Origin of the sequence: Vibrio sp. Y42_MX_L11 (genome assembly GCF_024181785.1) — a bacterium.
Lineage (GTDB): Bacteria > Pseudomonadota > Gammaproteobacteria > Enterobacterales > Vibrionaceae > Vibrio > Vibrio diabolicus.
In genome coordinates this window covers 192,549-217,757 of sequence record NZ_JAMZAP010000004.1, presented here as the reverse complement: position 1 = coordinate 217,757, position 25,209 = coordinate 192,549, and the positions used below count along the sequence as shown (strand labels likewise).

Genomic DNA, 25,209 nt, shown 5'->3' with positions numbered 1-25,209 from the left:
TTGATGAAAATCTTATACGGTGTTCAAGGGACAGGAAACGGACATATTGCGCGTGCGAGGGCGATGAGTCATGCGTTTAAAGAGCACGATGTTGAGGTCGATTTTTTGTTTTCTGGACGAGCGCCTGAAAAGTACTTTTCAATGGAAGCGTTTGGCGATTATCAGACTCGCCGAGGCTTCACCTTTATCACTGAAAAAGGTTCAGTGAACTATGCGAAAACAGCATTGAGTAACAATTTAGTGCAATTTTGCAAAGAAGTTAAACAGCTTGATTTGTCGTCCTATGATCTCGTGCTCAATGATTTCGAGCCTGTTACGGCATGGGCGGCAAAACAACAAAATAAGCCGTCGATTGGTATCAGTCATCAAAATGCTTTCCGTTATCCAGTGCCGTTAAAGGGAGCGAGTTGGTTAGACAAATCCGTCATTGAATACTTTGCGCCTTCTCAACACCACCTTGGTTTGCATTGGCATCATTTTGACCAGCCTTTGTTGCCGCCAATTGTACATACCGTCGATAGCCAAGCAGAAAATGACGATTTTGTTTTGGTTTACCTACCGTTCGAATCCATTGAAGACATCTCGGATTTACTGTTCCATTTTAACCAGCAAGCGTTCATCTGTTATCACCCCGATGTGATCGAATGTGAGCAGGTGGAAAACATAGAATTACGCCCTTTATGCCACAGCAACTTTCAGCATCATTTGCATCGATGTAGTGGTGTCATTGCCAATGGTGGATTTGAGCTCCCTTCGGAAGCTCTGTCTCTAGGGAAAAAATTATTGCTTAAGCCACTCGCAGGTCAGTTTGAGCAACAAAGCAATGTCGCGACCTTAGAAGACTTAGGACTTGCGATGTCGATGGAGAACTTAGACATTTCCGCAGTACGCCAGTGGCTAAAGGAGCAACAAGCCGAAAGTGTGAAATACCCAGATGTTGCTCAGGCCATTGTCCATTGGGTATTGCAAGGCGCGTGGGATTCACAAGCGGAGTTATCCAAACAGTTGTGGGAGCAAGTTGATTTCCCAAGTTACGTGTCGAACATTTAAGTACGTTGTTCTAAGTACATTGTTCCTTCCTATTTTTGACACGATTTTGTTGCAGCCTTTCAATCTAGAAGGCTGCATTTTTATTCTTTCTCTTTCATTTCTATTCAATGTGTATTTGCTGATAATTTGACTGATAAGTGCAAGTTTCACTCAGAGATATAGTCGTCATCTGTTGGTTTGCCCTCGACTAATAACTGAGATAAATGCATGCGTGTGGTGACCATCCGTCTCATCAATTTGCTAAATACTTCCTCAAAGAATGCGCTTTTACGTGTTTTATAGTTTTTTATGTTTTTATCAACTTATTGTTATTTAAAGGGTAAATACCTAATCGGCTAAAATTTACTGATTAAATATCAATCTAGTTGCGAAACCGCAATCGATTAGTTGATAGTACAGTTCGAGCCGGAAGTATCCGGACAGCAAATATAATAAAAAGTTAGGTTATCTATTCGTAAAATGATTCGAATCCAGCCGCCGTCTTTTGTGCGAGATGGGATTCTATTCGTTATGAATTTAATGAACAAAGTTGACGATTACAAAAGAGGCGCACTCAATGTTAGAGAAGAAAGATGCGATGAGCGCAATTGCTAGCTACCGTATGGAAAGCACTTTGCGTGGTGTAGATTTAAACCTACTGACTGTATTTGATGCTGTGATGCAAGAGCAAAATATTACTCGTGCAGCACATAACTTAGGCATGTCTCAGCCGGCAGTAAGTAATGCCGTGGCACGCCTAAAAGTGATGTTTAACGACGAGCTGTTTATGCGCCAAGGCCGTGGTATTCAGCCAACGCAACGCGCTCGTCAGTTGTTTGGCCCAATTCGCCAAGCATTACAGCTGATTCGTAATGAACTTCCTAGCTCCGTATTCCAACCAGAATCTTCGACTCGCTTATTTAAGCTGGCGATTTGCAGCCCTTGTGACATGCGTTTTGCTCCGAAGATCATGGCAAAAGTGAATCAACAAGCACCAAATGTTCAGCTTCACCTAGATGCAGAATTTGACCGTCTGTTGTCTGAGCGTATGCGCTATCAAGAAATTGATTTCGTGATCGATTATGCTCGCTTTGATGAGCAAGGTTTCTCAAGTACTGAAATCTTCAAAGATGAATTAGTGGTTATCGCGTCAAAAACACACCCACGCATTCAAGGTGGTGTAACGGCCGAGCAACTGCTTAACGAAAAACATGCGAAGTTATCGAAAGTGCACGGTCAACGCAGCTTCTCAGAACAAGCATATCGTGAACTGGATTGCCAAGCCGCGTACGAAGGCTCTAGTCTAAGCAACCTACTATATGTGGTGGGTCAATCTGAACTTGTGACTATCGCGCCACGTTGGATGGCAGAAAATGCGGTAAACAGCGATCAGCTGCAAATTCTAGACTTCCCATTTGCAAACAAGGAAATCAGCGGCTTCTTAAGCTGGCATGAATCAAGTGAAAAAGATAAAGGCCACATTTGGCTGCGCGATCAACTGATGATCACTTGTGGTGAAGTGGTTGCCGCAAAATAAGATGACGTTTGGTCTTATAGGTTAAGACCATATTGGTAATCATCAATTTTTACAATTCATTGGTCCCCGAGAGATTTTTGTCTCTCGGGGCTTTTTGTTTTAGCAATCAACAATCGAAACAGTAAGTTAAATAGAGTAATCATTCAGCAGTTTTGGGTATGTTCGCGACGTATAAGTGATAGTTGTCTCTTATTAGTGATAAGTTTGATACTGGTCAGTTGCGTTTTAGCAAGCCGTGAGTACACTTGTTCGCTCAATTAGCTTACGCCTGTAAGCCAAAAGGTAAGTAAAAGAATGGCCAAGTTAGATTTTCATATCGTTAAACGTATTCGTGAACAAATTGCGAACGGTGGTACACGCGTTGCACTCAAGCATAAAGTGGGTGAGGAATGGCAAGGTATTACGTGGACGCAATTTGGTCAGCAAGTTGATGCTTTATCACTTGCACTTTTGGCTCAGGGATTAGGAGTCCAAGATAAAATCGGCATTTTCTCGAACAACATGCCGCAATGGACGATTGCTGATATTGCAGCGCTACAACTACGCGGCGTAACAGTACCTATTTACCCAACCAATACCGCCGCTCAGTCGGCGTACATCATTGACAACGCAGACGTCAAAGTGCTGTTTGTTGGTGAGCAGCCACAATTTGACGCAGCAGTGAGCATTTTCGACCAGTGCGAGCAGTTAGAGCTCATTGTTGCCATGTCTGATGATATCGAACTTGGCGAGCATGATTTCGTTATCTCTTGGCAAGCATTTGTCGCCAAAGGCGATACCACATACCAAGTTGAATTAGACGCACGTTTAGAGCAAGCAAAGGAAGATGATCTACTTACGCTGATCTACACCTCGGGCACAACAGGCCAACCAAAGGGTGTCATGTTGGACTACGCAAACATTGCGGCGCAATTGGAAGGGCACGATCAACGTTTGAGCCTTTCTCAAAGTGATGTGTCATTGTGTTTCCTTCCGCTGTCACACGTATTTGAACGCGCTTGGACCTTTTATGTGTTGTACAAAGGGGCGACCAACTGCTATTTGCAAGACACCATGCAGGTACGTGATGCACTGAGCCAAGTGCAACCTACCGTGATGTGTGCCGTGCCGCGTTTCTATGAGAAGATCTTCTCTGCGATTCACGAGAAAGTGTCTCGCGCGCCAATTCATCGCAAGATCATGTTTACTTGGGCCGTGAACATGGGCGCAAAAATGGCCGCTTGTCATCAAGAAAAACGTCAGCCATCGCTCATGCTGCGCAAGTCATATGCCCTGGCGGATAAATTGGTTTTGAGCAAGCTGCGTGCGTTACTTGGTGGACAAATCAACTTTATGCCGTGTGGCGGTGCAAAGTTAGATGAAACCATAGGTCGATTCTTCCACGCGATTGGTATCAATGTGAAGTTAGGTTACGGCATGACTGAAACCACGGCGACAGTATCGTGTTGGGATGATAAGTGCTTTAATCCAGACTCTATTGGTATGTCGATGCCTGGCGCGCAAGTGAAGATCGGTGAGAACAACGAGATTCTCGTGCGTGGTCCAATGGTGATGCGTGGCTATTACAAAATGCCAGAAGAGACCGAAAAGACCTTTGACGAGCACGGTTTCCTAAAAACTGGCGATGCGGGTTACATTGATGAAAATGGCAACCTGTTCATCACTGATCGTATCAAAGAGTTGATGAAAACTTCAGGTGGTAAATACATCGCTCCACAAATGATTGAAGGTGCGATTGGTAAAGACCACTTCATCGAGCAAATCGCGGTTATCGCGGACACGCGTAAGTTTGTCTCGGCGCTGATTGTGCCGTGTTTTGATTCTCTTGAAGAGTATGCGAAAGAGCTGAATATCAAGTATCACGATCGCGTTGAATTGATTAAGCATCACCAAGTGGTCGAAATGCTTGAAAAGCGTGTTAACGATCTCCAAAAAGAGTTGGCAAAGTTTGAACAGGTGAAGAAGTTTAAACTGTTACCAAGAGCTTTCTCTATGGATGATGGTGAGTTAACGCCAACTCAAAAACTGCGTCGTAAAGTCATCAATGACAAATACCAAGATGAAATTGAAGAAATGTATAAGGAAAAGTCAGAGAAAAAGTAACTTAAGCTGACTTAGATTTTATATTGATGAAAAAATCCCCAGTGATGTGATTGCGCATTACTGGGGATTTTTGTTTGTGTTGATTCTTTCTATTTTGCTCACCAAATACAGCTATTTAGCACCCGATACTTAAAAGGTTCTGAAATAATGTTCTTTTTTTGAACGTTAAATTTTTAGGTTGTACTGTGAAATAAGGTATGTGTGGCTGCTATTCCTACTAACATTCTAATTACTAGCATCTTGTTTAAAAAGTAGACCAACCTCTCATTAGACCCGTTGATAATAAAACGTTACATTTGTTGGGTAACCTTGCGGGATGTTATGACGAACGCAAGACATAGCCGAAAACGTGGAAGTATTTCGATTAGGCTACGAATAAGACCTAGACTATGTAAAACCAGACCAATCCGTTGACCTTACGGTGAGGAAACTGGCTAAGGAGAGCAATTATGACAGCAATGTTGTCAGGCGCAGAGATGGTGGTTCAATCTCTGATAGAAGAGCACGTAGAGCAGATCTTTGGCTACCCAGGTGGCTCTGTTTTGGATATCTACGATGCACTGCATGCCAAAACCGATCAAATCAAACACGTACTTGTAAGGCATGAGCAAGCCGCCACTCATATGGCAGATGGTTACGCTCGCGCTACCGGTAAACCGGGTGTCGTACTGGTATGTTCAGGTCCGGGCGCGACCAATACCATTACTGGTATTGCCACGGCTTATATGGACTCCATCCCAATGATCGTTATCTCGGGTAACGTACCTAATAGCCTAATTGGTAATGATGCTTTCCAAGAATGTGACATCGTTGGTGTCTCTCGCCCAGTGGTCAAACACAGCTTTTTAGTGAAAAAAGCGGAAGATATTCCTGAAACGATCAAGAAAGCGTTTTATATCGCGACCACAGGTCGACCTGGTCCAGTAGTGATTGACTTGCCGAAAGATGTAATGAATCCGCAAATCAAACTGCCTTACCAATACCCAGAAACGCTTTCAATGCGTTCTTACAAGCCGACGACGTCGGGCCATAAAGGCCAGATTAAAAAAGCGCTTAAATCTCTGTTAGAAGCGAAAAAACCAGTGCTTTATATCGGTGGTGGTGCTGTGATTTCTGGCGCTCATGAACATATTTTAGAGCTCTCCGACAAGCTGAACCTTCCAGTAGTCAGTACGTTGATGGGACTAGGCGCATTCCCTGGGACGCACAAAAACTCACTGGGCATGCTGGGTATGCACGGTACTTACGAAGCCAATATGGCGATGCATGAAGCGGATCTCATTTTTGGTATCGGTGTGCGTTTTGATGATCGCACGACGAACAACCTTGAAAAATACTGCCCAAACGCAAAAGTCATGCATATTGATATCGATCCATCATCGATCTCGAAAAACGTGAAGGTGGATTTACCTATCGTAGGCTCTGCGGAAAAAGTGCTTACAACCATGCTTGGCCTGCTGGCAGAGCAAGAAGGTGGGAATGATCAAGATGCCATCACCGCATGGTGGGATGACATTCAGGTGTGGCGTGACCGAAATTGTTTGGCTTATGAGAAGTCACCAGAGCGAATTAAGCCACAGCAAGTGATTGAAACCTTGCACAAGCTGACCAATGGTGATGCGTATGTTGCTTCTGATGTGGGTCAGCACCAGATGTTTGCAGCACTTTACTACCCATTTAACAAACCACGCCGTTGGATCAACTCGGGTGGATTGGGCACTATGGGATTTGGCCTTCCGGCTGGTATGGGTGTTAAGTTTGCCATGCCACAAGAAGAAGTCGTGGTTGTTACGGGCGATGGCAGTATTCAAATGAATATCCAAGAGCTTTCGACAGCCATGCAATACGATATTCCAGTGAAGATCATCAACCTGAACAACCGATTCCTAGGCATGGTAAAACAATGGCAAGACATTATTTATCAAGGTCGTCACTCTAATTCTTACATGAGTTCTGTTCCTGATTTTGCAGCGATTGCAGAAGCTTATGGTCACGTCGGTATTCGTATCGAAACGCCTGATCAGCTCGAAGAAGGGCTACAAAAAGCGTTGGATATGAAAGATCGTCTGGTGTTTGTGGACATCAACGTAGACGAAACCGAACACGTATACCCGATGCAAATCAAAGGTGAGGGTATGGATAAAATGTGGCTAAGCAAAACGGAGAGAACTTAATATGAGACACATTATTTCACTGCTATTGGAAAACCAACCGGGTGCGTTGTCTCGTGTTGTTGGTTTGTTCTCTCAACGTGGTTACAACATTGAATCTTTGACGGTATCACCGACAGATGATGAAACGCTGTCGCGAATGAACATTACCACGACGTCTGATGAGATGCAGTTGGAGCAAATTCAGAAGCAGTTACACAAATTGATCGATGTGCTGAAAGTACAAGAAGTCACCGAGTACGAGCACATCGAACGTGAATTGATGATGGTGAAAGTGAAAGCCAGCGGTTTTGCGCGAGCAGAAGTGAAACGGACAGCGGACATCTTCCGTGGCCAGATCGTGGATGTCACTGCTGCTCAATACACGGTACAACTTGCGGGCACGAGTGAAAAGTTGGATGCCTTCATTCAAGCGATATCTGAAGTAACTGAAGTTGTCGAAGTTGCTCGTAGTGGGGTAGTGGGCATTGCCCGAGGTGAGCGCGCATTCAAACCGTAATTGTCTAATTGCATATAGAAAAGCCACTTAATCTAAGTGGCTTTTTGTTTAGAAAATAACAATTAATGATATAATTGTCGTTTTAGTAAGCATTATAGGCAGTAGACGCGTGAAAATACCTAAGCGAGTCGGCACATTGTTGGCGACAGCACTATTTTTTAGTGCGCTCACTGCAGTTTACTATTATCAGAAATATCTGACGTTATTAGAGAGTAACGTTGAGAATACCGCTCAAGAAGCATTACACCAACTGGCTTATACTGGTCGCGAATACAACAATATTCAGGATCAAATTGAGACGATCAGCGATCTTCTCGGTCACAGCCAAAGTCTTTACGACTATCTGCGTCAGCCGAACCGGGTCAACCTTTCTATCTTAGAAGATATGTTGATCTCGGTTGCGATCAACCAAAAGCTATATAAACAAATTCGTTTTCTTGATATTACCGGTCAGGAAAAAGCACGGATTAATTACGATTTCAAAACGGGTATCGCTGCACCCGCCCTCAAATTACATGACAAGTCAGAGCGGGATTATTTTCATTACGCGCAAGGTTTAGGTAATGATGAAATTGCGTCGTGGGGGATTGAACTGGAGCGGGAAAATGGTGAGCTTGTTTACCCTTATAGCCCTTCATTGCGTATTCTGATGCCGATTTCTCTCAATGGGAAACGCGAAGGGTATCTTGTTCTTAATGTTGATATTGAGTATTTATCTTCTCGACTCAACTACTCACCGGTGCGGGATTTTCATATTGAGTTAATTAAAAGTGATGGCTTTTATATCGCTAGTCCTAAGTCATCACGCTTGTACGGCAATATTATCCCAGCTCGTTCTCAATTTAATTTTGGCCGGATGTACCCCAACATTTGGCGCACGATGATCTCAGAAGTTTCGGGCTATGAGTACAACGGCTCGAATTTGATTGCGTATAGCACGATCCAATTTGTTTCTAGTGAACCACTTCATCTGGTTATTGATCTTACCAATGAGCAATTACTATCTCGATCTCAGCGAGATATTGATGACTTAATCCAAGAAGCGTTTTTTGTATTAAGTTTGGTGTTTGGTTTTACTTTACCAACGACCGCGCTAGCCCTGCACTATCGACGTCATAGTATGGAATCGAAGTTAGCTCGGGCTGCACTTGATGGCATGACTGCGGTGATGATCTCAGATGCGTCGCACCGAATCATTATGGTGAACCAAGAATTTGAAAACATGATGGGCTATTCCACCAAGCATACTCAAGGCTGGAATGCGCATAATCTAATTTTCTTACCGGAAGATCTCGAGTCGACCCTCAATATTTGGAATAAGCTTGCGAACGAGCACGTTTGGGAAGGTGAGGTTCGTTGTCGAACCAAGTTTAATCACGTATTTACCGCCATTATGCGCATTCAGGCAAACTTAACCAAGTCAGGTAAAGTAAGCTATTACATCACGTCGCTGGTGGATATATCCGAGCAAAAAGAGCTGGAAGAAAAGCTACGCAACCTCAGTGAAAAAGATGGTTTGACGGGCTTGTGGAACCGCCGAAAATTTGAAGAGCAATTAGCGCAATATGCCGGGATTATTGAGCGTTATCCTGACAGTCCCCCAGCGTGTTTGGCGTTGTTTGATATTGACCACTTTAAGCGCATTAACGATGAACTTGGGCACGATGAAGGGGACAAAGTGATTTGCAGTGTCGCTGAGACTCTTCTTAAAGAGGTGCGCAGTACTGACTTTGTGTCTCGTGTCGGTGGTGAGGAATTTGCGGTGATCATGCCGCATACCACACTCGAAGAAGCAGAAGTTGTATTGAACCGGTTACGTGTGGCGGTTCAACTGCGCAGTGATAGAGCGATTACCGTTAGCGCCGGGTATAGTGATTTAACTTCTGATCGCACGCGTACTTATAAATGTGCTGATATTGCCTTGTATGAATCCAAAAGTGCAGGGCGTAACTGCGTATCGCTATGCCATAGTTTCGATGATATTGCTTAGCTCTTTTTCAAAAACAAAAAATCGGGGATAGACCCCGATTTTTATGCTTATTTTAGCCTCAGCGTTATTCGCTAGCCAGTATGCGATATTGGTTGTCGATGGCCGCTTCGATACACTGCATTGACTGTCTCAAATAACGCTCTAGATAACCTAAAGCATCCTGGCTCTTTTTATCTAACGACGTCTTCATCAGCATTTCTTGTTCATCGATATTACAGTGCCCTGGGTTTCCAGTACCTAACATTTGCATAGCAAAATATTGGTAACGCTTAATTTGCGTGAGTAGATCGCGGAAAAAACCAAACATATTGGCAGAGCCAGCGCCTTCAAACAGCGCAGTAAGAAACTGATTATGGCGTTCTTCCCATTCCTTCCAGCAAAAGCTTTCGCCAGATTTAGAGCGGGATAACTTGTGATAAGCGGTTAGGACGTCCAGTTCCCAATTTTCATCGCCACTCACAATTGCTTTATTTAGTAGGCATGCAGAGACCATTTGTAGGCTCTCGTACAAGTCATTCAACTCATCTTTACATACAGGTGCAACCCAGCAGCCTTTTTGCGGCTCGAGTTTGACGTATTTGCTCCACGATAACTGCACCAAAGCTTCGCGAATGGGTGACGCTCCTACGTTGTACTTCTCTTTGAGTTCCGCAACCACGAGTTTTTGACCCGGTTTAAGCACGCCATCGAGAATATCCTGACGGATCATTTTTGATACTTTGTCGGTAAGAGTGGGACTGGACACATACACCTCATAGAAATTTTAATCGTGACGACAAAATTAAACAGTACGCAATTCTGCGCATGGTGAATGATACAGTTAGGCTATTATTAGAGCAAGAAAGCCATATAAAAAAAGAGGGCATAAGCCCTCTTTATCAATCAACTGAAGTATGAAAAGTTCAGTCTTATAGTACGTGTACAGAAGCTGTGTTCGTAGTACCTGAAGCGACTAGAGCACCAGAAACCATCACTACGATGTCGCCTTTGTTACCTAGACCAGATTCTAGAGCAAGCTCTTTACCTGCTACGTAGAATGCGTCAGTGCTTTCGATAGAATCAACAACAACTGGCGTCACACCTTTAGTTAGAACAAGTTGTGCTGCTGTTTTCTTGTTCGTTGTTAGTGCTAGGATGTTTGCAGTTGGGAAGTATTTACGTACTGAACGTGCAGATTTACCACCTTCAGTTGCAACAACGATAAGTGGAGCAGCCAGTTTCTCAGCTGTGTCTACTGCGCCTTTACATACAGCTTCAGTGATGCGTAGACGTGGGCTGTCTAGACGAGAACCTAGCTCAGCTTTTAGCGCTGAATCAGTACGGTTCGCGATTTGAGCCATGATAGTTACCGCTTCAACTGGGTACTTACCTTTAGCAGTTTCACCAGAAAGCATTACTGCGTCAGTACCGTCCATTACCGCGTTAGCAACGTCGCCTGCTTCCGCACGAGTAGGACGTGGGTTGTTGATCATAGAATCAAGCATTTGAGTTGCAGTGATAACCATCTTACGTGCACGGTTACACTTCTCGATCATCATTTTCTGAGCGAAGATTACTTCTTCAGCTGGGATTTCAACACCTAGGTCACCACGAGCAACCATGATGCCGTCAGAAAGCTCTAGGATCTCGTCGAAGTTATCAACACCTTCTTGGTTTTCGATCTTAGAGATGATGTGGATGTTCTCGCCGCCGTTTGCCGCTAGAACTTCACGGATTTCTTGAACGTCAGAAGCTTTACGGATGAAAGAAGCAGCTACGAAGTCAACGCCTTGCTCACAACCGAATTTAAGGTCGTTCTTATCTTTTTCAGATAGAGCAGGTAGGTTTACAGAAACGCCAGGAAGGTTCACACCTTTGTTCTCGCCTAGTGCACCGTTGTTAAGTACTTTACATTTAACTTCTGTTTCAGTCTTAGAGATAACTTCCATCTCGATTAGACCGTCGTCGACTAGGATAGTGTTACCTACGTTTAGGTCTGCTGCGAAACCTGCGTAAGTTACTGCAACTTTATCTTTGTTACCTACAACTGAAGTGTCAGTTGTGAAAGTGAATTCTTGACCAGCTACTAGATCAACGTCGTTACCGCCTTCTAGCTTAATAGTGCGAATTTCTGGACCTTTAGTATCTAGAAGAATTGCTAGTGGTTTGCCAGTAGCTTCCATTACTTTACGGAAGTTCGCGATACGAGTGCCGTGTTCTTCGTAGTCACCGTGAGAGAAGTTAAGACGCATTACGTTCATGCCTGCGTTCACTAGCTCAGTTAGCTTCTCTACAGATTCAGTTTTAGGGCCAATCGTACATACGATTTTGGTCTTTTTCATGGAAGATACTCTCCGGTAAGTATAGTTACAATTTGAAAGTCGGTTGTTTACTCTGAAGTTAGGGCGTTATTGATGACATTTAGTGCCTGTCACCCACCGATTTTTCGCCTCATTATCAGTACTTCAGATTCTGAAAGTCTTTCACCAAGTTTAGTCATTTTATGACTAAAAGATCGGCGATTTTGGTTACCTTTTTGTGACTAATCCCACTTTATATGCAGAAAGTTGCAAAAAAATAGCCTTCAATTCTGTAATTTTTTTTCTTTTCGGTGGCGAATTCTACCACTGAATGAATCCAATATCACTGTTTAAGAATTGTCTTAGGACAAGGTTTTATCGAGAAATATTAATTTTTTGGATCGAAATAAATGGACTTAAAAGTTTCGGTTTGACTATAATAAGTTTCACATCGAAACTTAAGTTCAAAACGTAAATGTCGAAACGAAACACTCAACTAAGAAGACACGCCATTTCTAACTTGGTTTCTGAGCTAGGAGAAGTCAGCGTTGACGAACTCGCTCAGAAATTCGAAACCTCAGAGGTCACGATTAGAAAGGATTTAGCTTCTTTAGAGAAAAATGGCCAACTTCTACGCCGCTACGGCGGTGCGATTGCTATCCCAACAGAAGTCATTCACGAAGAATTGAGCGCTAATGTTTCGACTCGAAAGCTAAACTTGGCAAAAGCAGCGGCATCACTGATTCGAGACCATAATCGCATCGTGATCGACAGTGGCAGTACGACGGCTGCGTTGATTCAACAGTTGAATGACAAGCGTGGCTTAGTTGTCATGACCAACTCGTTGCATGTTGCTAACGCCCTTAATGAATTAGAGAGCGAACCAACACTGCTGATGACTGGCGGGACTTGGGATACGCACTCAGAATCTTTTCAAGGCAAAGTAGCCGAATCTGTGTTACGAGCTTACGACTTTGACCAGCTATTTATCGGTGCGGATGGCATCGATCTCGAACGCGGCACCACAACATTTAATGAATTGGTTGGTTTGAGTAAGGTAATGGCGGAAGTGTCGCGCGAAGTGATCGTCATGATCGAATCGGAAAAAATCGGTCGTAAGATCCCGAATTTAGAGCTCGCTTGGCATCAAATTGATGTGCTAGTGACGGATGCTGATATTCAGCAAGAACACAAAATACAGATTGAACAACATGGCGTGAAAGTCATTTGCGCCTAATCTAATAATGTAACCAGTTTCATATTTCACTTCCCTCTGAATACAGGCCTTTGCTTGCTGCCTCTATCTGAAACATGGCTAGGGAAGAACAAAACTACAAACGGAGATAAACACATGTGTGGAATCGTAGGTGCAGTAGCACAACGAGATGTTGCAGAAATTTTGGTTGAAGGTCTACGCCGCTTAGAGTATCGCGGTTACGACTCAGCTGGCGTTGCTGTTGTTGATGGCGAGTCAAACCTAACGCGCGTTCGTCGCTTGGGTAAAGTGCAAGAACTGGCTGATGCAGTAGAAGAAGCAAAAGTGATCGGCGGAACGGGTATTGCGCACACTCGTTGGGCGACGCACGGTGAACCATCTGAAGTTAATGCACACCCACATATGTCTGGCGATATTGCTGTTGTACATAACGGTATTATCGAAAACCACGAAGAGCTTCGTGAATTGCTTCAATCTCGTGGTTACGTGTTTGAATCTCAAACGGATACAGAAGTTATCGCACACATGGTTGAGTGGGAACTTCGCACTTCAGAAACGCTACTAGAAGCAGTACAAAAAACAGCGAAACAACTTGAAGGCGCCTACGGCACGGTAGCGTTGGATCGCAAAGATCCTTCACGCATCGTAGTTGCACGTTCAGGCAGCCCGATCGTAATTGGTTTTGGTGTGGGTGAAAACTTCCTGGCTTCTGACCAACTTGCGCTACTGAATGTAACGCGCCGTTTCATGTACCTAGAAGAAGGTGATGTGGCAGAAATCACTCGCCGTGAAGTTACTGTCTTTGACGCAACGGGCGAGCTGGTTGAGCGTGAAATCGTAGAATCTAACGCAGAACATGATGCTGGCGATAAAGGCCAATACCGCCACTTCATGCAAAAAGAAATCTATGAGCAACCTAAAGCGTTGATCAACACAATGGAAGGCCGTATCACGGCAGACTCCGTTGTAACTAATGCGATCGGTGTGCATGCGGCAGACATTCTAAGTAAAGTAGAGCACGTACAAATCGTTGCGTGTGGTACGTCTTACAACGCAGGTATGACAGCGCGTTACTGGTTTGAAGACATTGCTGGCGTGAGCTGTGATGTAGAAATTGCGTCTGAATTCCGTTACCGCAAGTTTGTGACTCGTCCAAACAGCCTATTGATCACGTTGTCTCAGTCTGGTGAAACCGCCGATACGCTAGCAGCACTTCGTCTTGCGAAAGAAAAAGGTTACATGGCGGCGATGACCATTTGTAACGTAGCAGGTTCTTCTTTGGTTCGTGAATCAGATTTTGCGTTCATGACTCGCGCTGGTGTTGAAATCGGTGTCGCTTCAACCAAAGCGTTCACGACTCAGCTTTCTGCACTATTGATGCTGGTTACGGCGTTAGGTAAAGAGCAAGGTCGCGTTAGCAAAGAGAAAGAAAAAGAGATTGTTGAAGCGCTACACGCACTTCCTAAGCAAATCAACGCGGCACTTTCTTTCGAGAAAGACATTGAAGCACTAGCGACGGATTTCGCAGACAAGCACCACACACTGTTCCTAGGTCGTGGTGAATTCTATCCAATCGCGATGGAAGCGTCTCTAAAATTGAAAGAGATCTCTTACATCCACGCAGAAGCTTACGCGGCGGGTGAACTGAAACATGGTCCTCTAGCGCTGATTGATGCTGACATGCCTGTTGTTGTGGTTGCACCAAGTAACGACCTACTTGAAAAGCTAAAATCAAACGTTGAAGAAGTACGTGCACGTGGCGGCCTTCTATACGTATTCGCAGATGCAGACGCAGGCTTCGAAGGCGATGAAACAATGAAGATCATCACGATGCCTCACGTTAGTGAAATCACGGCGGCGATCTACTACACCATCCCAATGCAGTTGCTGTCATACTACGTAGCGCTGATCAAAGGTACGGATGTAGACCAACCACGTAACCTAGCGAAAGCGGTAACGGTTGAGTAATTACGCTTAACAGCAAAAATCCCAAGCGGCACATGCGAGAGTATGTGCCGCTTTTTTTGTCTTATTCTAAGCGTAATGGAACGCTCAAGAGCCTTCGCCAGTAGGTTGCTTTCATGACAAAAATGTCATTTTGTTGAAAGGATGGTGTCAGAGGCGGTGTTCAATAATGACCTCATTGAAAACAAGCACTCAAAGGTTAACAACATGAACGCAATCAAAACTGCTCTTTTTGTAACGGTAATGGCAATCACTAGCGCATCTGCATTCGCTCAACCACTTTTCACTGGTGGTAACTACGTGAGCCGCGAAGAGATGAAAACCATCTCAGTTACGCCGACAGCAACGTCAGATGAGGCTTATCAACAGGCACTGTCTGAACTCAATTCACTTAAAACCATGACGGCTCGTGAACTGAATAAAGAGCTCAATATCCTGACGTTTAATGTGAAGTCTCGCAGTACGCATTTAAAAGATGGTGGCTTCGTGACCGTGCAAGAACGCATGAATGAAGATGGTCAGTTGGAATATTTGGGCAAAGTGAATGTCAAAGTGCATTATGCCGAACGCGATAACAATCGATAATGGTTTGCCAATGGGGAAGAGTATGGTGTGGTTCACATCATGCTCTTTTTCGATCTTTATACTAGGTTCTCACCCTCCCGCTAACACACTAGGTAAGTAAAGTTGAAAATATTGATCGTCGAAGATGAGCACAAAGCCGGAGAATATCTGCAAAAAGGTTTGATTGAATCTGGGTATGTGGTGGATTTAGTGCATGATGGGGTCGATGGGCTGTATCACGCTACCAGTGAAGAATATGACTTAATCCTCCTCGACATTATGTTGCCTAAACTCGATGGTTGGCAGGTGCTTAATACATTGCGCAGTAGTGGGATTCACACCCCAGTGATCATGCTGACAGCGAAGGAGCAAGTGGAAGATCGCGTGCGCGGTTTTGAGCTGGGTGCCAATGACTATGTGGTAAAACCTTACGCGTTTGCGGAGCTACTGGCGCGTGTTCAAAACGTATTTCGTCATCATATTACCGCGCAAGTGGTCGCATCGCCGCAAACATTACGTGTGGCAGATTTAGAACTTGATATGATCAAACGCGTTGCCACGCGCGCGGGGCAGTCGATGTCGCTTACCGCCAAAGAATATGCCCTGCTTGAGTTGTTGATGCGCAAAACTGGCCAAGTGCTTTCACGTACCACCATTGCGTCGTTAGTGTGGGATATGAATTTTGACAGCGATACCAATGTGATTGATGTGGCGGTCAAACGTCTGCGTAGCAAAGTGGACAAACCGTTCGATAAACCACTGATTCACACTGTCAGAGGGATGGGCTACAAACTCGAAGAGAGTCGTGATGCCTAAGTTTTCGCTGCCTTTTTCCATGAAAAACAAGCTCGTGCTGATGTTTGTTAGCATGACGTTTGTTACCTATTTTTCTTTGGCTTTCATCCTACAGTACGCCATTGAGCGCCACTTTTATTCGCAAGATTTCAGCTATATTTCCAGTAAGTTCAATGCCATTGAGAACGAGTTAAAACGCTCGCCAGAGGATGTGTTCAAGCAAGCGAATAACAGTACGCTCTATATGTGGGTGTTTGAAGGCAAGCAGAACGTGTATCAGAATTCGAGCCTGACGATTCCTCAGAACCGAGCCTACAGCATTAGCTCACCTCAGGTCTTAAATCACGAGCGCGCCATCGAATGGAGTGAGGACTCGCTGAATATTCGCGCGTTTGCGTTTCAAGCTGGGGAGTATCAGGTGGTGCTCGGCATGAGTATCAATCACCATATTTTGTTTTTGGATAAGCTCGACTGGATTTTGTTTTGGGCGCTCGGTTTGGCGTTTGTGATTTCTTCCGCGTTGAGCGGTTGGATGGTAAAACGTGGGTTGAAGCCGATTGTGGGATTGAATCAGCACATTCAACAGATATCACCAGAGCAAATGGGCATTCGTCTCGACCCCGATTCGTTGCCAATAGAACTGCGCGAGTTAGCCAACAAACACAACGCGATGCTCGATAGGTTGCAAACTGGTTTTCGCCGCTTGAGCGAGTTTTCTTCTGATATAGCACATGAGTTAAAAACGCCACTCACCAACATTACCACGCAAAATCAGGTCATTTTAGGTGCGTGTCGAACGCCTGAAGAGTATCAGGATGCGATTGCCTCAACGTTGGAAGAACTCAACCGCATCACGAAAACCATCAACGATTTGCTCTACATTGCCAAGGCCGAAAACAAGCTCATTCATCGCCATGACGAAGTGTTTGCGGTGCAGGAGGAAATCGACCGTTTGGTCGCGTATTTTGAAATATTGGCCGAAGATGCCGATGTGCAAATCGTGAGCTCAGGCGACGGTCAGCTCTATATGGACAAAAACATGTTTGAGCGTGCAGTGGGCAATTTGCTCTCCAACGCGATTCGTCATGCGTATGCTGATTCAACCATTGTGATTGACGTTCAAGTGGTTGATGAATGGGTGACGATATCGGTCAGCAACCAAGGTGACACCATTGCCGAGCAAAACTTACCGTACCTTTTCGACCGGTTTTACCGCGCAGATAAGTCTCGCCAACATGTCGGCAGCGTCGGTGCAGGGCTAGGTTTGTCGATTACCCAATCTATCGTGCAAGCGTATGAAGGACAGATAAAAGTAACATCAGATAACGAAAAGACGCAGTTTGTCATGATGTTGCCATCGTCAAGTGTCAATGGAAGTGATAAGTCAGTTGAAGCATAAAAGGCAAGCCTTGGCTTGCCTTTGGGACTCAAACTTGTTTGAAGTTATTTGGGTTATTGACCCAGTTGATGAGCGGTTAGAATTGCAGAGTAGACATTTTCTGCCGTCACTGGGAATGGCATATTGTGGATTGTTTCTCCCTCGGCCGTTGAAGCTTCGGCGACCTCGCGCAACTTATCGTGATTAAGCTCTTTAACACCCATATCAAATAAGTTGGTTGGTAGACCTACCGATCGGCAGAAGGCGAGAACCGTATTAATCTCTTCCATCGCTGCGTTTTCTAGCACCAATTGAACAAGTGTGCCGAACGCGACTTTCTCACCATGATAGAGATGATGACACTCTTCAAGCTTAGTTAGGCCGTTATGAATAGCGTGAGCACCCGCTAGACCACTGCTTTCAAAACCGATACCGCTTAGGTATGTATTGGCTTCAATAATATTTTCTACCGCTTTGGTGCTCACACCATTTTCTACCGCAGCTTTTGCTTTTACACCATCTTCAAGCAAGGTTTCATAGCAAAGTTTCGCAAGCGCTTGTGCTGAACGCGTCGCTAACCCACCAGCCATTGTTGCCTTACCAGAAGTCATGTTGGCACGAGCTTCAAAGTAGGTGGAAAGCGCATCGCCCATCCCCGATACCAGTAGGCGAACAGGGGCTTTGGCGATGACTGATGTATCCATGATGACCATGTCTGGGTTTTTAGGGATCATCAAATATTCTGCAAATTCACCTTCAGGTGTGTATATCACCGCAAGAGCTGATGTCGGCGCATCAGTCGAGGCAATCGTAGGAACCACCACGACAGGAATTTTGGTGTAAAACGCAACGGCCTTAGCTGTATCTAAGGTTTTACCACCACCAATACCGACAATGACATCATGTTTTTGAGTGGCACAAATGTCCGTGATGCGTTCAATCTCAACGCGCGAACATTCGCCACCAAAAATGTTCATAGTGAGTGGAAGCTTTTCGTCAGCAAAGCTTTGTTTGACGTCATCACCAACCAGGTTAGTCACGAACTCATCGGCAATGACTAACGGACGTTCACCCAATGTTTTCACATAGTGAGCGATAGATGTAAGTACTTGTTCACCTTGGACGTATTTGCTTGGGCTGATAATAATTTTGTCCATAATTCAAACCTTTAACCTTTTTTATGTGTGTTTTGGACTGCAATGAAAATCCATTGTAGCGATAAGGTTTATATTAGGTTTGGTGAGGTAAGTGGTGAAGGATATCTCTGGTTTTGTTCCATGCTTTTATGACCTCGGTGTCAAACCGACTGTCAGAAGTAATAAGCATTAGTATGCTTTATGGCGCCGATCACTATTCAAGCGAATTCGTCGTTTTTCGTTTCATATTGAAACAAAAATACCGAAGTTGTTGTTTCAATATGAAACGGATTGATTTTTGTTGAGCACGTTTTTTCTCTGTTTAAGATGAATTCATACCCTACATAAAAATATAAATGGAATGAGATAGAACGATGAAAAAGTTAATTAACCAAGTCGATGATGTTGTATTGCAGCAAATGGAGGGCCTGGCATTGTCCCGCCCTGAGCTAAAAGCTAACTACGAACCTCGTTACATGTGGCATGAGGAAACGCCGGGGCAAGTGGCACTGGTTTCTGGTGGTGGCTGTGGTCATGAACCTTTGCACGCAGGTTTTATTGGTAAAGGCATGCTGACAGGCGCCTGCCCTGGTGAGGTATTTACTTCACCTACGCCTGATCAAATGTACGAATGTGGCAACCAAGTGAATACTGGTGAGGGCGTGCTGTTTATCATTAAAAACTACACCGGCGACGTGTTGAACTTTGAAACGGCCGTGGAGTTGCTTCATACCGATGGCATCAAAGTTGGGTCGGTGTTGGTGGATGACGATGTTGCAGTCAAAGACAGCCTGTATACCGCTGGTCGCCGTGGCGTCGCTGGAACGGTATTGGTTGAGAAGTTAGTTGGGGCTGCCGCGAACAAAGGTTATTCGTTGGAGCAATGTGAAGCTCTGGCTCGTCGCGTTAATAATCACTGTCGTTCATTTGGCGTGGCGCTTAATGCTTGTGTTGTGCCAGCGGCGGGTAAACCATCTTTTGTTCTGGAAGATGATGAAGTGGAGTTTGGTGTTGGTATCCATGGTGAACCAGGTATCAAGCGAGTGAAATACACCGATGTAGATACGTTAGTGGATGAGATGTTTGCTGAAGTTGCTGAAAACACACCTTATCAGCGCACTTTGCGTATTTGGAATCGTGACGAAGGTGAATGGGATGAAGTGGAGTCCAGCATTGAGCCTTTCGCCGCTGAACACGACTACATTGTGATGGTGAATGGTATGGGCGGTACGCCAACTTCAGAGCTTTACGGAGTGTACCGCCGTCTTGCTCATAACTGCGAGCAAGCGGGGTTCCGTATCGTGCGTAATATGGTTGGTAACTTCTGTACGTCACTCGATATGGAAGGCGTTTCAATTACGTTGCTGAAAGCAGATAAAGAGATGTTGGAGCTGTTTGATGCTCCTGTCGATACGGCCGCGATCAAGTGGTAACAGGGGAGAGTAAACATGCAAATTGAAAAACAACATATCGTTCACTGGTTAGAGCTATGTGCAAAAACGTATCAAGAGAATCAAGATTTTCTGACCGACCTTGATCGTGATATTGGTGACGCCGACCACGGTCTCAATATGAACCGAGGCTTTAAAAAAGTTGCTGAAAAACTGCCGCAATTTGCGGACCAAAATATCGGCAGCATTCTCAAGAATACGGGCATGACCTTGCTTTCTAGTGTCGGTGGGGCAAGTGGCCCGCTGTATGGCACGCTGTTTATTCGCACGGCTGCCGCTGTCGGAACTCGAGAGCAACTAACGTTTGAAGAGTTGGTTGATGCACTAAAAAGCGGTGTGGATGGCGTGGTGTCTCGTGGTAAAGCGGAACTGGGTGATAAAACCATGTGTGATGTTTGGTTACCCGTTTTAGTTAGCGTGAAGGCGTCGTTAGAAAATGGCATGAGCGCTGACCATTTATTGAATGAAATGGTTGAGCTAGCAGAAACGAACGCGGTTGCCACGATTGAAATGTTGGCGAAAAAAGGGCGAGCAAGCTATCTGGGGGAACGTAGTATTGGCCACCAAGATCCCGGTGCAACCTCTTCTTTGTTAATGATTAAAGCACTACAGCAGGCAATAGCAGGTAATTAAGATGGTGGGAATTGTTGTTGTATCTCATAGTCGTCGCCTTGCTGAAGGGGTGGCCGAACTTGCCACCCAAATGACGCAAGGCAAAGCCAAGCTTGCGATTGCTGCGGGGATTGATGACCCAGAGAACCCGATCGGAACCGATGCCATTGCCGTGATGGAAGCGATTGAGCAGGTACATGATCAACAAGGGGTTGTTGTGTTGATGGATCTTGGCAGCGCGTTGCTTAGCACGGAAATGGCTCTGGATCTGATTGATGATCATGTGAGGGAAAATGTCACCCTTATCTCGGCCCCCATTGTTGAAGGGACCATGGCGGCGTCGGTGGCTGCTGCCGCCGGACTACCTTTATCGACGGTAGTCGAAGAGGCACAGAATGCGTTAAGCGTAAAACGAGAGCACCTTGGCGATCAGCCACTAACATCCGCTGAGATAGCGCCAGTATTAGAGAACTTTGAACACGAGCGGACATTTGATTGGGTAGTGCAAAATCCGCATGGATTACATGCTCGTCCCGCAGCGGCCATTGTTGGTGCACTCGCGCCTTTTGACTGCCAATTATGGTTGAAAAAAGGCGAGCGCCGTGTGAACGCAAAAAGCTTAAACAGCATTGCGAAACTTGGCGTTCGTAGTCAAGAGACGATCACCTTATGCGCACACGGACCTCAATCTAGTGAAGCAATTCAGGCATTTGAAGCCTTAGCTCATGAGCACTTCGGAGAAAAAGAGGCGGTTGAGCAAGGCATTGTCGAACCTGAAGAAAGCTCGGATACTTTGCTCGATGACATGGCCCCAAGTCAGATTGAAGGTGCTGTTGTTGGTATTCGAGTCAATGACGGTATCGCTACTGCTCCTGCTGTCCTTTTTACTCATGAAATGCCAGCTGTGCCTGAACGTGATTTCCAAAGTGAACAAGATGAAATTGAACGGGTTAAGCGTGCGATAGGCGTGGTTGTTCAACATTTGCAGGAGCAAGCGAAGCAGCCGAAAGGGGAAATATTTTCCGCTCATAGCATGATGCTCAGTGACCCAGAATTATGGGCATCGGTCGAGTCGCGAATTCAAACGGGCATGATAGCCGAGCAAGCTTGGGTAGAATCACTGCAAACGTTGGCCGAAGAGTTTCGCCAGGCAGAAAGTCAGTACATGCGGGAGCGCGAAGCAGATGTGCATGATATCGCACGCCAAGTTATGGTCGAAATGACAGGCGTAACGCCTAATGCCATCGACATTCAGGAACCGAGTATTGTGTTGGCCCGTGACCTGATGCCTTCTGATGTGGCCGGGCTTAATAAATCTAAAGTGCTTGGTATCTGTTTGAGTGAAGGAGGGAAAACCTCTCACAGTGCGATTCTTGCTCGTGCGATGGGGATTCCTGCCATCGTTAAAGCTCAGGGCTGTCTTGATGCTGTGCGTGCTGGTCAGGTGGTGACTATTGATGGCTTCCGAGGGCATTTATGGTTCTCTCCTTCAGATGTCGTACAGCAGGAATTAGAAGCTCAGCAAATTGAGTGGCAAAACTCCCGACAAAGTTCGCTAGCGAGTGCTCAGCAAGCCGCAGTCACCTGTGATGGCGTCCATATTCCAGTATTCGCCAATATTGGCGGACCAAAGGATATTGATGATGCGCTAACATCGGGGGCTGAGGGCGTTGGTCTATTTCGGACTGAGTTTCTATTTCAAAACAGTGATGAATTGCCAACTGAGGAAGCGCAATATCAAGTGTATCGTGATATTGCCGCCGCACTTGGTGATAAGCCACTTACGATTCGTAGTTTAGATGTTGGCGGTGACAAGCCTTTAGCCGCTTACCCTATGCCATCGGAAGATAATCCATTTTTAGGTTTGAGAGGGGTGCGGTTGTGCCTTCAACATGAGTCATTGTTTACCGCCCAACTTCGAGCCATTCTGAGAGCCTTTCACGAGCAACCGAATATTCAATTGATGATACCGATGGTGGCTCAGGTTGAAGAAGTGAGAAAAGTAAAAGCGCTGTTGGCGCATAAAGCAAACCAACTCGGCTTGGATGCGACTCATTTGCCTGTCGGTATTATGATTGAAGTACCCGCCGCGGTGTTGAATGCTGATGCGTTAGCCCAAGAAGTCGACTTTTTCTCTATCGGCACCAATGATTTGACTCAATATGTTATGGCTGCCGATCGAGGCAACGCCGCCGTTGCCGAATTGGTGAACTACTTTGAACCATCGGTACTAAAAGCCATTGAACTCACTTGTGCAGCAGGCGATCGCGCGGGCATACCGGTCAGTATGTGTGGCGAGATGGCAGGCGATCCAAATGCCACAGAAACATTGCTTCGCGTGGGGTTACGAAAATTCAGCGCCAGTGCGAGTTTGTTGCCGGGACTAAAAGCGCAGATTCGTCAGTTGTCTGTCGATGTTTAATCGATACCTTTATCGTTAGTACACGTATACCGGCGTGCTTACGCCGGTTTTACTTTTGTAGGAACGCCACTTCTTGGCTTAATACAGCTTCATTTGCTCCTGCAGCCCAAACTTATTAATTTTTCTCCATAAGGTCGTGCGGCCAATTTGCAATGCTTTCGCCATATCATGCATTTTGCCATCACACTGATTCCAAGCCTGAACAATCGCTCTTCTCTCGGCTTCTTCTAACGTGATTACTGGCGTATTTTCTGCGGTATGGCGAGAATTCAGTTTAATGTCTTCAGGAATATCGTTCAGCTTGATTAAGTTGGAACTGCGGTTCAGCAAAATTCGCTCAGTTCGGTTTCTTAGTTCAGAGTTGTTGCCTGACCAACGAAAATTCATCAACGCTTCCAGTGCGACTGGCTCTATCGAGATTGTGACATTGTGTCGGCGTTCATAATGGCTGATAAGCTGCTGGACGAGAAATTCAATGTCTTCTTTACGCTTTCGTAGTGGTGGAATATGCAGCTCGTTCGAGGAGATTTCATAATAAAGTTGCCGACCAAATGAGCGCTGAGTGACATACTCGCTGATCTCTGAAGCGGTGCTCGTAATAAGTTGAAAGTCTACGGGGATTAATCGCAAACTGTCGCTGCGGCTGACGAGCCCAGTTTTTAACAACTTAAGTAGCACGGCTTGTAAATCGGGCGACAGATATTCCACCTTTTCCAAAAAGAGCGTACCGCCATGGGCGAGTTCAAACTTAGAGGGCATGCCTTGTCCCTCGTCGTATCCCAGGGTTTCTTTGACCAGTTGCTCTGTATTGATGGAGCGGCAGTTGAGCGTAATGAACGGCCCTTCTTTGTAGGTGCTTTCGTTATGAATCGCCATGGCGAGAGTAGCTTTTCCTACGCCTTCTTCACCCGTAATTAGAATCGGTGATTTGGACTTTATGGCCCGCTTTGCCACGGTAATGACGTGCTTCATTTTTCGTGAAATGACAGGCAAAGTGCTGAATGTATAGCGCGCACTGCCACCTATTTGTTGTTGAGCAAGTTCGCGAATTTTATCGATAGGGTGCAAGAACAATAAGTGTGTGCCGTCGTTGAGTGGACGCAAGGTAATTATCGCTTCAACAAACTCGCCACGAACCTCTACCGTTGTGAGTTTGCGGTTGATGCTTGCACCCGACTCAATACTATTGAGGACATTTGGCGGGAAACGTAAAACAGAAAAGACTTCTTTATCCAAAACCTGACTGGCTTCAATGTTTAACAAACGCTCTGATTGATGATTTACCATGGTGATACGGCTTTCTTCATCCCAGGCCAGAAGGCCGTCATCCATGCATTCTAGTGTTGCGTTGTGAGCACAAGTGAGGCGGTTAATGTTTTCTTGTTCCGACTGAATATGGATTTGCAAACTGACTTCTTTCGCGCTCGACGCGATGATGACTAAGTTTTCTTTCTTATAGGTTTCTGCTTTTTTGAAAAGGCATGTTGTGCCGCGTAACTTGCCAAACTGGTCGAAAACAGGCGCTGCTACAGAGGCATAAGAATGTAAGTGGCGATTGAAATGTTCTGCTGCGAAAACTTCACTCGGGATATGAGTACTAATACAGAGATTGACCGCATTTGTGCCAATTTTTCCTTCAGATAGAAAACAGCCTTGTTTAATGCCGAGCGCCTGCATCTCTTGCTGCATAGAGTCATGTCCCACAACAGATAGAACGCAGCCGTTGCCGTCAGTCACCATCAATAGCAGGTCTTCGTCCCCTAGCATGTCGTAAGTGTCTTCAAGTACGGTCGTGGCGCATTCGATGAGGTGCTCGTTGCGTTTCATCAGAGATGAGAAGGTAAATCCAGAGGCAATGTGTGGCTTTGACCAGGTGTAAGGACTGCATTGCTTTATGCAACGCTCCCACGACTCAAGTACGGGAGTGCGGGAAAATTCTGGAGATACCCAATGGTGTTTCTGGAAAAACTCCCATTTGGTTTTAGTGTCTTCGATTGAAAGCATGCCATACCGTTTCAATACCAGCGATAGATTGGTCTGATATTACAGAGACATACGAATA

18 protein-coding genes are annotated in these 25,209 nt (G+C 45.3%); 14 read left to right on the top strand and 4 right to left on the bottom strand.

Going from position 1 to position 25,209, the window contains the following annotated elements; translation table 11 throughout:
• Positions 1–3 precede the first annotated feature (3 nt).
• The 6 genes from NL643_RS06220 to NL643_RS06195 all read left to right on the top strand — a co-directional run bounded on the left by NL643_RS06220 (position 4) and on the right by NL643_RS06195 (position 9,329).
• Complete coding sequence (locus NL643_RS06220; RefSeq protein ID WP_104971230.1) at positions 4–1,050, top strand: MJ1255/VC2487 family glycosyltransferase; 1,047 nt, start codon at positions 4–6, stop codon at positions 1,048–1,050.
• Positions 1,051–1,606: 556 nt separating this feature from the next.
• Positions 1,607–2,566 carry a LysR family transcriptional regulator CalR gene (gene calR / locus NL643_RS06215; protein WP_005379693.1) on the top strand — a complete coding sequence of 320 codons (960 nt, stop codon included), beginning with the start codon at positions 1,607–1,609 and terminating at the stop codon, positions 2,564–2,566.
• A gap of 294 nt (positions 2,567–2,860) precedes the next feature.
• A complete protein-coding gene (locus NL643_RS06210) occupies positions 2,861–4,669 on the top strand; it encodes a long-chain fatty acid--CoA ligase (RefSeq protein ID WP_046874025.1) in 1,809 nt (602 codons plus the stop codon).
• A 449-nt stretch (positions 4,670–5,118) separates the two neighbouring features.
• Positions 5,119–6,843, top strand: coding sequence for an acetolactate synthase 3 large subunit (locus NL643_RS06205; protein ID WP_053809447.1), 1,725 nt, complete (start codon positions 5,119–5,121; stop codon positions 6,841–6,843).
• A gap of 1 nt (position 6,844) precedes the next feature.
• Entirely contained in the window at positions 6,845–7,339 is a 495-nt protein-coding gene (ilvN, locus tag NL643_RS06200; protein ID WP_253644101.1) for an acetolactate synthase small subunit, read from the top strand.
• Positions 7,340–7,448: 109 nt separating this feature from the next.
• Positions 7,449–9,329: a diguanylate cyclase gene (locus NL643_RS06195; RefSeq protein WP_253644100.1), complete on the top strand. Its 1,881-nt coding sequence runs from the start codon at positions 7,449–7,451 to the stop codon at positions 9,327–9,329.
• Positions 9,330–9,393: 64 nt separating this feature from the next.
• Here the strand turns inward: NL643_RS06195 and NL643_RS06190 are convergent, their stop codons facing one another.
• Both NL643_RS06190 and pykF read right to left on the bottom strand, forming a co-directional pair.
• Complete coding sequence (locus NL643_RS06190) at positions 9,394–10,080, bottom strand: GntR family transcriptional regulator (protein ID WP_258586607.1); 687 nt, start codon at positions 10,078–10,080, stop codon at positions 9,394–9,396.
• A gap of 157 nt (positions 10,081–10,237) precedes the next feature.
• Positions 10,238–11,650, bottom strand: a complete 1,413-nt coding sequence (gene pykF, locus NL643_RS06185) for a pyruvate kinase PykF (RefSeq protein ID WP_005392243.1) — start codon at positions 11,648–11,650, stop codon at positions 10,238–10,240.
• Between the two features lie 433 nt (positions 11,651–12,083).
• On the opposite strand from pykF, the gene NL643_RS06180 reads away from it, so the two are divergent.
• The 5 genes from NL643_RS06180 (at position 12,084) to NL643_RS06160 (ending at position 17,547) form a co-directional block, all read left to right on the top strand.
• Positions 12,084–12,845 carry a DeoR/GlpR family DNA-binding transcription regulator gene (locus NL643_RS06180; RefSeq protein ID WP_005392240.1) on the top strand — a complete coding sequence of 254 codons (762 nt, stop codon included), beginning with the start codon at positions 12,084–12,086 and terminating at the stop codon, positions 12,843–12,845.
• A 114-nt stretch (positions 12,846–12,959) separates the two neighbouring features.
• On the top strand, positions 12,960–14,792 hold the full coding sequence (gene glmS, locus NL643_RS06175) for a glutamine--fructose-6-phosphate transaminase (isomerizing) (RefSeq protein ID WP_253644099.1): 1,833 nt from the start codon (positions 12,960–12,962) through the stop codon (positions 14,790–14,792).
• A 204-nt stretch (positions 14,793–14,996) separates the two neighbouring features.
• Positions 14,997–15,374, top strand: a complete 378-nt coding sequence (locus tag NL643_RS06170; protein ID WP_031815906.1) for a DUF3316 domain-containing protein — start codon at positions 14,997–14,999, stop codon at positions 15,372–15,374.
• 102 nt (positions 15,375–15,476) lie between these two features.
• The gene (locus NL643_RS06165) at positions 15,477–16,169 is read left to right on the top strand and encodes a heavy metal response regulator transcription factor (RefSeq protein ID WP_029805540.1); all 693 of its coding nucleotides are present in this window, start codon (positions 15,477–15,479) and stop codon (positions 16,167–16,169) included.
• The gene (locus tag NL643_RS06160; protein WP_253644098.1) at positions 16,162–17,547 is read left to right on the top strand and encodes a heavy metal sensor histidine kinase; all 1,386 of its coding nucleotides are present in this window, start codon (positions 16,162–16,164) and stop codon (positions 17,545–17,547) included. The genes NL643_RS06165 and NL643_RS06160 overlap by 8 nt, the downstream gene beginning before the upstream one ends.
• A gap of 53 nt (positions 17,548–17,600) precedes the next feature.
• Here NL643_RS06160 and NL643_RS06155 read toward each other — a convergent pair whose 3' ends face one another.
• Positions 17,601–18,683, bottom strand: coding sequence for a glycerol dehydrogenase (locus NL643_RS06155; protein WP_006742744.1), 1,083 nt, complete (start codon positions 18,681–18,683; stop codon positions 17,601–17,603).
• A gap of 353 nt (positions 18,684–19,036) precedes the next feature.
• On the opposite strand from NL643_RS06155, the gene dhaK reads away from it, so the two are divergent.
• Genes dhaK through ptsP form a run of 3 tightly spaced genes read left to right on the top strand, consistent with a single transcriptional unit; the run spans position 19,037 to position 23,147 of the window.
• Positions 19,037–20,095, top strand: coding sequence for a dihydroxyacetone kinase subunit DhaK (gene dhaK, locus NL643_RS06150; protein WP_005383055.1), 1,059 nt, complete (start codon positions 19,037–19,039; stop codon positions 20,093–20,095).
• Positions 20,096–20,110: 15 nt separating this feature from the next.
• Positions 20,111–20,746, top strand: a complete 636-nt coding sequence (gene dhaL, locus NL643_RS06145) for a dihydroxyacetone kinase subunit DhaL (protein WP_005379705.1) — start codon at positions 20,111–20,113, stop codon at positions 20,744–20,746.
• A 1-nt stretch (position 20,747) separates the two neighbouring features.
• Complete coding sequence (ptsP, locus tag NL643_RS06140; RefSeq protein ID WP_253644097.1) at positions 20,748–23,147, top strand: phosphoenolpyruvate--protein phosphotransferase; 2,400 nt, start codon at positions 20,748–20,750, stop codon at positions 23,145–23,147.
• A gap of 78 nt (positions 23,148–23,225) precedes the next feature.
• Here ptsP and dhaR read toward each other — a convergent pair whose 3' ends face one another.
• Positions 23,226–25,151 carry a dihydroxyacetone kinase operon transcriptional regulator DhaR gene (gene dhaR, locus NL643_RS06135; RefSeq protein ID WP_253644096.1) on the bottom strand — a complete coding sequence of 642 codons (1,926 nt, stop codon included), beginning with the start codon at positions 25,149–25,151 and terminating at the stop codon, positions 23,226–23,228.
• Positions 25,152–25,209: the final 58 nt, after the last annotated feature.